At 68.5% G+C, this 12,648-nt stretch carries 12 protein-coding genes; 4 read left to right on the top strand and 8 right to left on the bottom strand.

The window, feature by feature from the left end:
* Window positions 1–33: 33 nt before the first annotated feature.
* The 3 genes from RUMESO_RS04250 to RUMESO_RS04240 are packed head-to-tail and all read left to right on the top strand — an operon-like array spanning window position 34 to window position 3,075.
* The gene (locus tag RUMESO_RS04250; protein WP_037278237.1) at window positions 34–963 is read left to right on the top strand and encodes a transketolase; all 930 of its coding nucleotides are present in this window, start codon (window positions 34–36) and stop codon (window positions 961–963) included.
* Between the two features lies 1 nt (window position 964).
* On the top strand, window positions 965–1,966 hold the full coding sequence (locus RUMESO_RS04245; protein ID WP_037278236.1) for a transketolase family protein: 1,002 nt from the start codon (window positions 965–967) through the stop codon (window positions 1,964–1,966).
* Entirely contained in the window at window positions 1,963–3,075 is a 1,113-nt protein-coding gene (locus tag RUMESO_RS04240) for a RuBisCO large subunit C-terminal-like domain-containing protein (RefSeq protein WP_037278231.1), read from the top strand. Before RUMESO_RS04245 ends, RUMESO_RS04240 begins: the two co-directional genes overlap by 4 nt.
* Before the next feature lie 2 nt (window positions 3,076–3,077).
* On the opposite strand, the gene RUMESO_RS04235 is transcribed toward RUMESO_RS04240, so the two are convergent.
* From RUMESO_RS04235 to RUMESO_RS04200, 8 genes are all read right to left on the bottom strand, one after another.
* Window positions 3,078–4,142, bottom strand: coding sequence for an aldo/keto reductase (locus RUMESO_RS04235; protein WP_037278230.1), 1,065 nt, complete (start codon window positions 4,140–4,142; stop codon window positions 3,078–3,080).
* The gene (locus RUMESO_RS04230) at window positions 4,142–4,750 is read right to left on the bottom strand and encodes a dihydroxyacetone kinase subunit L (RefSeq protein ID WP_037278228.1); all 609 of its coding nucleotides are present in this window, start codon (window positions 4,748–4,750) and stop codon (window positions 4,142–4,144) included. Before RUMESO_RS04230 ends, RUMESO_RS04235 begins: the two co-directional genes overlap by 1 nt.
* The gene (locus RUMESO_RS04225; RefSeq protein WP_037278226.1) at window positions 4,747–5,748 is read right to left on the bottom strand and encodes a dihydroxyacetone kinase subunit DhaK; all 1,002 of its coding nucleotides are present in this window, start codon (window positions 5,746–5,748) and stop codon (window positions 4,747–4,749) included. Before RUMESO_RS04225 ends, RUMESO_RS04230 begins: the two co-directional genes overlap by 4 nt.
* Window positions 5,745–6,776 (bottom strand): ABC transporter permease, encoded by a 1,032-nt coding sequence (locus RUMESO_RS04220; RefSeq protein ID WP_037278225.1) that lies wholly within the window; start codon window positions 6,774–6,776, stop codon window positions 5,745–5,747. The genes RUMESO_RS04225 and RUMESO_RS04220 overlap by 4 nt, the downstream gene beginning before the upstream one ends.
* Entirely contained in the window at window positions 6,773–7,762 is a 990-nt protein-coding gene (locus tag RUMESO_RS04215) for an ABC transporter permease (protein WP_037278222.1), read from the bottom strand. The genes RUMESO_RS04220 and RUMESO_RS04215 overlap by 4 nt, the downstream gene beginning before the upstream one ends.
* Window positions 7,759–9,249, bottom strand: coding sequence for a sugar ABC transporter ATP-binding protein (locus RUMESO_RS04210; RefSeq protein WP_037278220.1), 1,491 nt, complete (start codon window positions 9,247–9,249; stop codon window positions 7,759–7,761). Before RUMESO_RS04210 ends, RUMESO_RS04215 begins: the two co-directional genes overlap by 4 nt.
* A 52-nt stretch (window positions 9,250–9,301) precedes the next feature.
* Window positions 9,302–10,312: an autoinducer 2 ABC transporter substrate-binding protein gene (locus tag RUMESO_RS04205; RefSeq protein WP_037278346.1), complete on the bottom strand. Its 1,011-nt coding sequence runs from the start codon at window positions 10,310–10,312 to the stop codon at window positions 9,302–9,304.
* Window positions 10,313–10,503: 191 nt separating this feature from the next.
* Window positions 10,504–11,478, bottom strand: coding sequence for a sugar-binding transcriptional regulator (locus RUMESO_RS04200; RefSeq protein WP_037278344.1), 975 nt, complete (start codon window positions 11,476–11,478; stop codon window positions 10,504–10,506).
* A gap of 207 nt (window positions 11,479–11,685) precedes the next feature.
* On the opposite strand from RUMESO_RS04200, the gene RUMESO_RS04195 reads away from it, so the two are divergent.
* A complete protein-coding gene (locus RUMESO_RS04195; protein ID WP_037278219.1) occupies window positions 11,686–12,633 on the top strand; it encodes a sugar ABC transporter substrate-binding protein in 948 nt (315 codons plus the stop codon).
* The last annotated feature ends 15 nt before the right edge of the window (window positions 12,634–12,648 follow it).

Here is a 12,648-nt window from a genome sequence, read left to right as displayed (position 1 = left end):
GGCCACCCGCGCCCCCAAACCGAGGAGGCTCATGTGCGCAACGAGAAAGCGACCGAGGACATCGCCGGGGCTATCCGCCGCCGGGTCTTCGAGCATTCCATCCGCAACAACGGCGGCTACCTGAGCCAGGCCTGCTCGGCGGCCGAACAGTTCGCCTTCCTCTACAACGAGGCGCTGAACCTTGGCCCATCCACGCGGCCGATGGTCCCGCCTCCCTTCTCGGGGGTGCCTTCCGCCTCGAACCCGGATTACGTCACCGGCGCGGGCTACAACGGTCCCTTCGCGCCGGAGTACGACCGCCTCTTCATCGCCCCGGCGCATTACGCGCTCGTGGCCTACGCCTGCCTGATCGAGGTCGGCCGGATGGCTCCCGAAGGGCTCGAGCAGTTCAACAGGGACGGCAGCTCGGTCGAGATGATCGGAGCCGAGCACAGCCCCGGGATGGAGGTGCACAACGGTACGCTCGGCATCGGCCTGTCCACCGCCGCAGGCCTCGCCTGGGGACGGAAGTGGAAGGGCGAGGCAGGCAAGGTCTGCGTCTTCATGTCGGATGGCGAGGTGCAGGAGGGGCAGACCTGGGAGGCCGTGCAGGCGGCAGCGTTCCACCGGATCGACAATCTCTGGGCCATCATGGACGTCAACCGTCAGCAATGCGACGGCGCCATGGACAGCGTCATGGAGGTGGGCGACATCGCGGCCAAGCTCCGTCAGTTCGGGGCCGTGGTAGCCGAGGTGGACGCGCACGACGTGGGCGCGCTGCGCGAGGCCGCAGCAACCCCGCACGAAGGGCGGCCCCTTATCGTCCTCGCCCATTCCTCGCCCACGCAGGGCATGGAGTTCCTCCGCCGCCGCTTCCCGCGCCTCCACTACGTCCGCTTCAAGAGCGATGAGGAACGGCGCGAGATGAACGAGGCCATCGCGGCCGAACTGGGCGTGGCGCCCGTCAATATGGGCGTCCACTGACATGGAAATGGTGAACCGCCCCTACGCCCGCGCCTTCGAGAGCTACGCGGTGCAGCACCCGGAGGTGCTCTGCCTGTCTGCCGACCTCACCTCCTCCTGCGAGGTGGACGGCTTCCGGGACCGCCACCCGGAGCAGTTCCTGAGCCTCGGCATGGCCGAGCAGAACATGCTGAGCTTCGCCGGCGGCCTGGGGCTCGCCGGATTCCGGCCGTTCCTCCACAGCTTCGGCGTGTTCCTCTATCGCCGGCCCTACGACCAGCTCATGGCCTCCATCGCGTATCCGCGCCGAAAGGTGCGGCTGATGGGTTTCCTGCCGGGCGTGACCACGCCGGGCGGCATGACGCACCAGGCGATCGAGGACATCTCGGTCATGCGCGCGATCCCGAACATGACCGTCCTCGAGGCCGGGGACGCCACCGAGGTCGAGAGCATCGTGGCCGAGGCGGACAACGTCGACGGGCCGGTCTACTGCCGTATCCTGCGGGGCTCCGTTCCCCGGCTCTTCGAGACGCCGCTGAAGATCGGGCGGATGCGCGTCCTGGCCGAGGGGTCGGACGTCCTCGTGGTGACCGCGGGCATCACCACGGAGGAGGCCCTTCGCGCGCGGGGTGCCCTCGGCCGCGCGGGCGTCTCGGTACGGCATCTGCACCTTAGCACGCATAAGCCATTCGACGCCCGGCAGGTCGTGGAGCACGCGGCCAGCGTGCGGCATGGGGTCGTGACGCTGGAAAACCATCTGGTCACCGGTGGCATCGGAAGCATGGTGGCCGAGGCCCTGGCCGAGGCCGGGCTTTCGAAACGGCTCGTCCGGCTCGGTCTTCAGGACACCTACGCGCACGGCGGCTCGCGCCCTTACCTGATGCGACACTACGGGCTCGATGCGCTCGCGCTGGTTCGGGGGGTCGAGCGACTCACCGGCCAGGAGACCGGCATCACGGAGGAGGACCTCGACGCCGTGCGCGTGGAGGCCGTGCATTCCGTGGTGAAGGCGGAGGCCCTGTGACGCGCTTCACCGTCACCTACCGGATCACGGCAAGCGATGCGCGGCAAGCATTCGCCCGTGCCCAGGGGATCGCCCATGAGCAGACGGTGGAGGTTCCCCCGGATGTCGTGCCCCAGGGCTATGTCCGGGACGAAATCGTGGGCCGGATCGAGGAACTCGGTCCGGAGGGCGACAGTGTCTTTCGTGCGGCGATCTCCTACAGCCCCGACAGCGCGGGACCGGACATAGCCCAGCTCCTGAATGTCGTCTTCGGCAACTCCTCGATCCAGAAAGGCATCCGCGTCATCCACCTCGACCCGGGCGAGGAGATCCTTCGACGCCATCCCGGTGCCCGCTTCGGAGTGGAGGGCCTCCAACGCCTGGCTGGACGGCCCGGAAGCGGCCTGATCGCGCCGGTCCTGAAGCCCCAGGGAATCGGCGCCGAGGAGCTTGCCCGGATCGCCTATCTCTGCGCCCTCGGGGGCGCCGACATCGTCAAGGAGGATCACGGCCTTTCGGACCAGCGCATGGCGCCGTTCCGGCCCCGCGTCGAGGCGGTCGTAGCCGCGCTTGACCGGGCCGAGGCCGAGACCGGGCGGCGGCCGCTCTACTTTGCCACCCTGCCGGGACCCTTCGAGCGGATCGAGGAGGCCATCGCCTTCGCCAAGGCGGCTCGGGTGGATGGGCTCCTGACCATGCCGGGGCTCTTCGGCTTCGGCCTGATCGCCCGGATCGCGCGGGACGAGGCCCTGGCGATGCCCGTCATGGCGCATCCGAGCTTCCTCGGCTCCTTCGTCCTGCCCGAGGACGCAGGCATCGCGCACGGCGTGATGTTCGGCACGATCCAGCGCCTCGCCGGCTCCGACATCTCGGTCTTCCCGAACGTGGGGGGCCGGTTCGGCTTCTCGGAAGCGGAGTGCCGCTCGATCGCGGCCGCCTGCCTCGACCCCCATGGCCCGGGCCGCCCGATCCTGCCCAGCCCCGGCGGTGGCATGAGCGTGGACCGGGCCAGCGACATGCGCGCGATGTATGGCAGCGACGTGGTGTATCTGCTCGGCGGCAGCCTCCTCCGGAGCGGGGAAGCCATCGGAGAGGAGATCGCCCGGATGCGCCGCGCGCTCGATGCCTGACTTCAGCCCCAAGGCGTCTCGGGCTGGCCGCGGTGCAGCACCCAGTCCGCCTCCGAGAAGGTGGGCTTGGCGAACTGGTTCTGGTGCCAGTGGGGATAGATGAGCGTTGGGCGGCTCACCTCGTCCAGCCGCCCGTGCTCCTCCTCCGAAAGCGTCAAGTCCACCGCCCCCAGCGTCTCGGCCAGTTGATCGGCCGTCCGGGCGCCCACGATCAGGCTCGCGACGGCGGGGCGGGACAGGAGCCAGGCCAGCGCCACCTGCGGGATCGGCGCGCCCCGGTCCCCCGCGATCTCCGTCAGCACGTCCACGATGCGCCATAGCCGCTCCCGGTCGCGGATGGGTGGCTCGGTCCAGCCGTTCGCCTGCCGGCTCCCTGGCGCCGGGTCGCGGTCGCGCCGGTGCTTGCCGGTGAGCAGGCCGGCCGCGAGGGGCGACCACACCGTCACCCCGATCCCCTGGTCCACCGACAGCGGGATCAGCTCGTATTCGGCCTCCCGGGCCTCCAGCGTGTAATGGATCTGCTGCGTGACGGGCCGGATCGTGCCCAGCCGTTCGGCGGCATGGATCAGCTTCATCGCCTGCCATCCGCAGAAGTTGGAGAAGCCCCAGTACCGCACCTTCCCATGGCGGACGAGCGTGTCCATCGCCTCGCAGGTCTCCTCGACCGGCGTGGTCCCGTCCCATTCGTGAAGGTGATAGATGTCGATCCGGTCGGTCCCGAGCCGCTTCAGCGACCGCTCGCATTCCCGCAACAGGTGCTGCCGAGACGAGCCGCCGTCGTTGGGACCCGGACCGATCGGCATCCGGGCCTTGCTGGAGATCACGAGGTCCTCGCGCCGTCCCGCGATCACCTGTCCCAGGATTTCCTCGGAGAGCCCCAGCGAGTACATGTTCGCCGTATCGACGAGGTTCACGCCCCGCTCGACGGCGAGGTCCAAGAGCGCGCGCGCCTCGGGCACCTGCTGGTCCGCCAGCATCCCGAAGGGCCCCCGCCCACCGAAGGTGAAGGTGCCGAGCGCCAGCGCCGAGACCTTGAGGCCCGATCGGCCCAGATAGCGATACTCCATCATGCCTCTCCCGTGACCGCCTCGACGATCCGCGTCATGGCCAGCATCCCCGGATCGAGCATCGTGCGGCTCTTATCCGCGAAGATGCGGGCGCGCCCGACCGTGGCCGGCTTCTCCCTGAACGCCTCCATCGCCTCTTGCGCGGCATTGCGGGCGGCGCGGGCGACCTCCGCCGGGTCCGACAGCCCTACCGTCGCCTTGGCCATGGCATCGAGGCTGTCGAGCACCGTCTTGCCGCCGATCTCCGCCTTGCCCCGCTGCTGCATGGCGTCGCGCGCCCCGGCGATCAAGCCCGAGACCTCGGAGGCGTCGAGGGACTCCCGCCCCTTCAGCGCCTTCGCGGCCGACATGAGCCCGGTGGCGAAGAGCGTCCCATAGGACGACCCCGAGGTCTTGGTGAAGGCCTGCGCGCATCTCAGCAGCGCCTGCCCGAGGTCGGCGGGCATCTCCGCCGCTCCCGACGCCACGGCCTGCATCCCCCGCGTCATCGTGATTCCGAGGTCCCCGTCCCCCAGCGCCCCGTCGATCTCGTTGAGCGCGGGCGCCTCGCGCTCCATGGCCGCGGTCAGCCGCGCGATGGCGCCGAGCAGGGCGTCGCGGTCGATCATCCGACCCTCCAGAAGGCGCAGTCGCAAGGAGCCCGGAGGAAGCCTTCCAGCTCCTCGTCCAGCTTGATGAGGGTGAAGGACACCCCCGCCATCTCCATGGATGTGGCGTAGCGGCCCACCAGCGGCATGACGATGGACGCCCCGGCTTCCTCCAGCCGTGCCTTCACGACGCGGTAGAGGATGTACAGCTCCTCCGGCGGTGTCGCGCCGAGAGAGTTCACCAGGACCGAGACCCGGTCTCCCCGGCCCACGGGGATGTCGGCCAGAAGCCGATCCATCATCTCCTCGGCGATGGCGTCGGCGGGCCTGAGCTTGTCGCGCCAGACGCCGGGCTCGCCGTGGATGCCCATGCCCATCTCCATCTCGTCCTCGCCGATCTCGAAGGTGGGCCGCCCCGCCTGAGGGACCGTGCAGGGCGACAGCGCGGCCCCGACGGACCGACAGGCGTCCGCCGCCTTCTGCGCCACCCGGGTCACCCCGTCGAGGTCCAGCCCCGCCTCGGCCGCGGCACCCGCGATCTTGAAGGCGTAGACCATGCCGGCCACGCCTCGGCGCTTCTCCCGCTCCCCGGGTGGGGCCGAGGCCACGTCGTCGGCAAGCTGGACCGTGGTGCAGCGGATGTCGTCGAACTCCACGAGATCGCCCGCCATGTCGAAGTTCATGACGTCTCCGCCATAGTTCCCGTAGAGCCGCAGCACACCCGCGCCCATGTCCGCCGCGCGGATCGCGTCCGCCATCTGCTCGGCCGAGGGCGAGGCGAAGACGTCGCCGATGGCGCAGGCGTCCAAGAGTCCCGGACCGACATAGCCGGTGAAGACCGGCAGGTGCCCTGATCCGCCGCCCGTGACGATCCCGACCTTGCCCGTCCGACCCGTCGTCGCCCGCGCGATCACGCGGTGGCTGTCGCCGTGCAGCCGGTAGAACTCGGGATGCGCCGCCACGAGGCCGTCGAGCATCTCGTCGACGTAGTCGGCGGGGGCATTGAGGATCTTCTTCACCGTGTCTCTCCTTGCGGCGCGGCAGTGGGGAGGCGGCGCCGCAAGCGCCGGAATCCCCAAGTGCGCGTGTTGATGACCATGACGAGGATGAGCAGCGCCCCCCAGATGAGCTCGCGCGCGAAGTTCGAGACCTGGAGCATGTTGAGCCCCGAGGACAGGAACTGCATGGTGAGCACCGCGAGGACCACGCCGACGACGCGACCGTAGCCGCCGTAAGGGTTCACGCCGCCCAAGACGGCGATGAGGACGGCCAGCAGCGTGTAGCTCTGCCCATAGTCGGCCTTGGCGCTGTTGGCCCGGGACATGATGATGAGGCCCGCGATGGCCGCCAGCATCCCCGATGCGACGTAGACCCTGAGCAGCAGCCGCTCGATGTCGACGGCGGCGTAGCGGGCGGCCAGCGGGTTCGCCCCGAACATCTGGACCTTGAGCCCGAACCCCGTGCGCGACAGCACCAGGCTCAGCCCCGCCGCGAGAAGTCCGAAGACGACCAGCGGCACGGGTAGGCCCAGGACGCTGCCGTTGCCGAGCCAGGCCGCCGAGGCCGGGAAGCCCATGATGGCGGTGCCGCCCGTCAGCGCCACGGCGAGACCGGTGAAGATCAATCCCGAGCCCAGCGTCGCCAGGATCGGCGGCAGCCCCCCGAAGGCGATCAGCACCCCGTTGAACAGCCCCGCTGCCGCCCCGGCGGCCAGAGCCGCGGCATAGGACAGCAGGAGCCATCCGACCCCGGCCTCCGCGCCGGGCGCGAGCCGGGTCAAGAGCAGCGACGCCACGATGGCGCAGCAGTTGGCGATGCCGACGATCGACAGGTCGATCCCGCCGGTCAGCATCGTGATCGTGATGGCCAAGGCCAGGATCGCGAATTCCGGGAACTGGAAGGCCATGGAGGTCGCGTTCTGCGGCGTGAGGAACCGCTCCGGCGCCAGCGCTGCCATCACCGCGAACACGAGCACCATGATGAGGGCCAGCCGGGCCTCGGGCTGCGCCAGGAGGCGCGATACGCGGGGAGCGGGCGCGGCGGTCATGCGGCCCTCCGTTGGGCGCGCCGGGCCTGCCAGGCGGGGAGCCCCGTTCCCAGCAGGATAAGGAAACCGATCACGATGGACTGGAAGGTGTTCGGGATGCCGAGAGCGATCAGGCTGTTCGACACCAGAACGATCAGGCTCACCCCCAGCAGCGTTCCTGTCAAGGTCCCCGTCCCGCCCTCAAGCCGCGCCCCGCCCAGCACGACGGCGGCCAGCACCGGGAGCTGCTGGTTCAGGAGCAGGTCCTGCGGATTCGCGACCCGGGCCAGCGAAGCGTGGATGATCCCCGCGAGGCCGCCCAAGGCGCCCACGTAGACGAAGACGAGGAACTGCACCCGCCGGACCGGAATGCCGATCCGTCGCGCGCTCTCCATCGATCCGCCGATCGCGAAGACCTGCCGGCCGAGCATCGTGCGGTAGAGCAGGAACCATGTCAGCACCACGACGCCCACGAGGAAGGCGAAGGCCCAAGGGAGAGAGTAGAACGAGCCGTCCGCGTTGGTGCCCCGAATCATCATCGCGCGGGAGAAGTCCCTGAGTCCTCCCGGCAGGTTGGAGATCAGCCGCGAGCCCACGAAGGTGAGGAGAAACCCTCGGAAGACCGAGAGCGTCCCGAGCGTCACGATCAGGGTGGGCAGGCCGAGCCCGGCGATCAGCAAGCCGTTGATCGCCCCAAGCAGCGCCCCGACGACGGCGGCCAGCAGGAAGGCCAGGGGCCAGCCCATCTCGGGGGTGACGTTCTGGACGAAGAGCGTCGTGACGTAGAGCGCGACGATGGCGAGCGAGGTCGTGCTCACGTCGATCCCGCCCGAGACGAGGACCACCAGCACGCCCACGGCCAGGATGCCGAGCACGATCCCGGCCCTGAGCAGATCCATGAGGGTCGGGATCGACAGGAACCCGGGGTCCGCCAGCGCGCCCACCATGCAGAAGGCAAGGATCACACCGGCGACCAGCGTCTCGTTCCGTCCCAGGAGGCTGCTCATGACGCGAGCCTCCGGGCCAGCCCCTCCTCGGTCGCATCCATCCTCGGGATGTCCTCCACGATGCGGCCCTCCACCATGACAAGGATGCGGTGGCAGGTCGCCAGAAGCTCCGGAAGGTCGTCCGAGATCACGATCACGCCCAGTCCGTGCGCCGCGAGATCGGCGATGATGGCATGGATCTCGGCCTTGGATCCCACGTCCACGCCCACCGATGGCCCGTTCAGGATCAGGATGCGCGGGGCACGAGCCAGCCAGCGCGCGAGGACGACGCGCTGCTGGTTGCCTCCCGAGAGCGACCGCACCGGAGCCTCGGGATCGGGGGCCCTGACGCGCAGCCGGGCGAGCCAGTCGCGCGCGTCCTCGACCAGGCCCGCCATGTCCAGGAACGGGCCTCGACCATGCGCCTCGATGCGCCCCACACCGACGTTGCGAAGGATGGACTGCGTCAGGAACAACCCTTCCGTCAGTCGGTCCTCGGGAACGTAGCCGATCCCCGCCCCGGCTGCTCGGAGCGGATCGCCGAGCGGCACCTCGCGGCCATCGAGAGTGACCCGGCCGGTCTCGGGGACGACCAAGCCGAACAGGGCCTTGGCGAGTGCCGTGCGTCCCGAGCCCAGCAGACCCGAGATTCCCAGCACCTCGCCCGCGCGAAGCGTGAAGCCGATGTCCGCGAAGGCGCCCGCCTTGGACAGTCGCTCCACGGTCAGGAGGACGGGCGCGGAGGGGTCGAGGGGGGCCGCTCCCACCTCGGCGAGGTCGCGACCCGTCATGTGGCGCGTGAGGCTCCGGGCGTCGAACTCCGCGGCCGGCCCCTCGGCGACCTTTCGGCCGTTCCTCAGGACCACGACGCGCTCGGAGACCTCCAGCACCTCCGCGAGCTTGTGGGAGACGAAGATCACGGCCACGCCATCCGCCTTGAGACGCTGGATGATGGCCAGGAGCGCCCGCACCTCGCGCTCGGTCAAGGCGGTGGTCGGCTCGTCCATGACGATCAGCCGCGCCTCGGATGCGAGCGCCCGGCAGATCGCCACGAGCTGCTTCTGGGCGACGGGCAGCATGCCCACGGTGGCCGACAGGTCCAGAGGAACGCCCACCCGCTCCAGCGTCCGGGCGGCCAACTCCCGAACGTGCCGCCCACGGACGAACCTCGCTCCTTCGGCCAGCTCGGCCCCGAAGGCTATGTTCTCGGCCACCGACAGGTTCGGGAAGAGAGAGAAGTCCTGGAAGATGACGGCGATCCCCGACGCAGCGGCCGCGGTCGGCGTCATCGCGGCATGAGGCACGCCGTCGAGGGAGATGACGCCACGGTCGGGCTTCTCCACCCCTGCCAGAAGCTTGATGAGAGTGGACTTGCCCGACCCGTTCTCCCCCGCGAGGCAGACCGCCTCGCCGGCGCGGACGACGAAGTCGACGTCGTCGAGCGCCGTGATGCCGGCGTAGGTCTTGGTGACGCCCGTCATCACGACGAGGGGCTGCCGATCGGTCATTGGGGGTCCCGGGTCAGGCGACGCGCGGGCGGGGGTCCGCCCGCGCCTCGGCTCAGAACGGATAATCGGCCAGGTTGTCCTTGTTCACCTCGACCCAGGCCTGACCGTAGATGACCTTCCCGTCGAGCGTCACGCTTTCGTAGCCGGTCTGCCCCAGGTCCATGCCCGAGGTCACCTCCTCGCCGTTCAGGACCATCTGGGCCACGCTGTTCATCACGTAGCCCGCAAGGGACGGGTCCCAGAAGCCGATCATGTCCACGGCTCCAGTCTCGATGTACTGGCCGGCGATCGAGGGCAGCGAGGTGCCGACCACGCAGCTCTGGTCCTCCATGCCTCGCTCCTCGATGGCGAGGCCGATTCCCGCCACGTCCGTCGAGGCCGAGCCCTGGAACCCCTTGATGTTCGGGTGCGCCCGCAGGACCTCCTGCGCCGCGGCATAGGCCTGCTGCTGGTCGTCGAAGGTCTCGTTCTTGTCCCCGACGAGGGTCATGTTCGGATAGTTCGCCTGCTGATAGGCGATGGCGCCGTCCACCCACTGGTTGTGGGTCTGCGAGGTCAGGGAGCCCACGAAGACCGCATACTCGCCCTCGCCGCCCATGCACTGGGCGAGGTTCTCCATGAGGGTCGCGCCGAAGTCCTCGTTCTTGAAGGCCTCGATGTCGTAGCTGACGTTCTGCTGGGACGCCGCCTCGTGCGAGACGACGACGATCCCGGCCTCCTGCGCACGGCCCAGCACAGGCTCCAGCGCCTCGGGGGACATGGGCACGACGGCGATCGCGTCCACGCCCTGAGCGATCATGTCCTCGATGAGGGCGGCCTGCTGCTGCGGGTCGGCCTGGGCGGGCCCGACCTGGAAGGCGTTGTTGCCGGTGTCGGCAGCGAACTGCTTGACGCCTTCCTCCATGCGGTTGAACCACTGGATGCCTGCGATCTTGACCACGGTCGCGATATCGTAAGGGCCGCTTGAACCTTCGGCAGCAGCGCCCTCGGCAGCCTCCTGGGCCGCGGCCGGTAGGGTCAAGGCCAGCAGCGAAGCGGCGGCCCAGAGGGTCGTACGTGTCATCATTGGATTTCCTCCCGTGGCACGCATCCGGTTCAATCCGGATACATTCTGTACGGACGATCATAATGAGGCGTTTCCGTTTTCCAAGTGCCATGCCGCCTTAAGGGACGCAGGCACGGAAACCGCCCCGAAGGGCTGGCGGCCAACGAACGGAGGCCACCCAAATAGGGCGCTTGTTCGGAAAGGATCGGCTAGGTCACCCGCCGAACCAGGCGAATCGCCGTATCGCCATCGACGATGAGGCCTTTGGCCAAGCCGCTCCGCAGGAGTGCGAGGGTGGCCTCTTCCTTTTCGGCTCCGGCCGCCAGCAGAACCGTAAAGCTGCGCCGCAGGTCGTCGAATCCAACTGCCAAGGTGCGCACGTTGAGGCCGTGGGAAACCGGATGACCCTCCGCGTTGAAGAAGATGCCGTTCGTGTCACCCACAGCGCCGGAGCGACGCAGTTCCTCAAGCTCCCGAGAGGAAATCATCTCGCTTCGGCGCAAGAGCGACCTTTCAGTAAGCTCGCCGACCGAGACCAGCGCCAAGTCCGCCCCTCGCGCCAATCTCAAGGCTTCCGCCACGGTCCGCTGAGACATCAGGATCTCTTTGTCGGCGGGGCTATCGGCGATGAAGGGCACCGGCAGAAACCATCCTTGTCCGCCCGTGCTGCGCGCGAGGGCTTGAACCACTTCGAACGGGTTGAAGGCGGAATTGGCGGTGAGCGATCCCATCAGGCTCACGAAGCGGGCTAGAGGCGCGGACAGCCCTGCGACGTGGAGCGTCATCTGCTCGAGCGTTCGACCCCAGCCTGTGCCGATGACGAGATCGGGGCGCTCGGCCAGCCGTTCACGCAGGAACCTTGCCGCGGCAGCTCCCACGGCCCGGCGAGGAAACTCGGCCAAGGCTCCCTCTGTCCCGCCTTCAGGCAGGCCAAGCGGCGGCGTGCAGATGCAGAGGTCGAGCTTGAAGGCACGGGCGAGAGCCTCCTCCGTGGGCAGGAGCCCGAGCTCGCGATGATCGATCGTCACCGAAACGACCCCCTCCGCCCGGGCCTGCTGGAGCAGCTTGTTCACACGGGCGCGCGTCACCCCGAGGCGAGCCGAAACCTCCTCCTGCGTCAGGCCCCCGAGGTAGTACAGCCAAGCGGCCCGGCTCATCAGCTGTCTCTCGCTGACCACGTCCATGTCCTCGCTCTCCCCGCCGGTTCCGGCTCGTCTTGGCATGATCCCGGCCACGCCGCAAATTACAAATGTCATATAACTTGACATCTGTAACAGGCTCGTCGAGGATGTGCCCGTGTCCAGCACCACGAACCCCCGCCGAACGGGGGACATCACGGCACGAAGGCCCTTCGCGGTGTCAGGCCACTCAAGGAGGATGGGAGGAACCACATGACACGGACTCTATTTGCCGGACTGCTTCTGGCCGGCAGCTCGCTGGCCAGTGCTGCCATGGCCCAGGACGACGCGATGGATATCGCTTGGGTCCATTCGAACGCCGCAGCGCAGTCCGAGCAACGCGTGAAGGCTGGCTTCGAAGCCTGGCTGGCCGAGCAGGGCCTGAACTGGAACGTTAGCTTCCTCGACTCGGGCGGATCGGGCGAGGCGACGGCGACCAACCTCCAGGACGCGGCCTCGCGCGGGGTGGATGCCATCATCATCACGATGTCCGATCTCCGGGCGAGTCGGGCCGCCATCGAGGCGGCCGTGCAGGCGGGCATCCCGATCTTCTCAGTGGACTCGGGCTACATCCCGGGGGTGATGGTGGACGTCACGACGAACAACTGGGCCATGTCGTCCTCGGTCTCGCCCTACCTGCTCGATCAGATGGGCGGCGAAGGCAACATCATCTTCCTCCGCATGGCGGAGCACCACGGGACCCGCAAACGCGGCGACGTGATGGAGGACGTCCTGCAGGAGTACCAAGGGGTCAAGGTGCTCGAGGAGCACAACATCGACTACACGGCCTTCTTCGAGGACACGACCACGACCATGCAGGACTACGTCGCCCGCTATGGCGAGGACATCGACGCCGTCTGGGCTCCCTGGGACGAGCCCGCTCAGGCCGCCATCAACGTCCTCGCCGCCGCCGGCCTCACCGACGTGAAGGTGATCGGCATCGACGGGCACCCGCAGGCCATCGCCGAGGTCTGCAAGCCGGACAGCATGATGATCGCCACCGTGGCCCAGCCCTTCGAGGGCATGGGCGCGCAAGTGGGAGAGTGGATCCGCGCGACCGTCGTCGATGGCAAGCCGCGCGAGGAGGTGATCCCCTCCAACACGGTCTACATGGACGCGCCGCTCGTCACCAAGCAGAACTGCCAAGAGTTCATGCAATAGGACCTAGTCCACCCC

This window comes from Rubellimicrobium mesophilum DSM 19309, assembly GCF_000600335.2.
In the GTDB taxonomy this organism is placed as follows: domain Bacteria; phylum Pseudomonadota; class Alphaproteobacteria; order Rhodobacterales; family Rhodobacteraceae; genus Rubellimicrobium; species Rubellimicrobium mesophilum.
The sequence above is the reverse complement of the archived record's forward strand: the minus strand, read 5'-3'. Positions and strand labels throughout refer to the sequence as shown.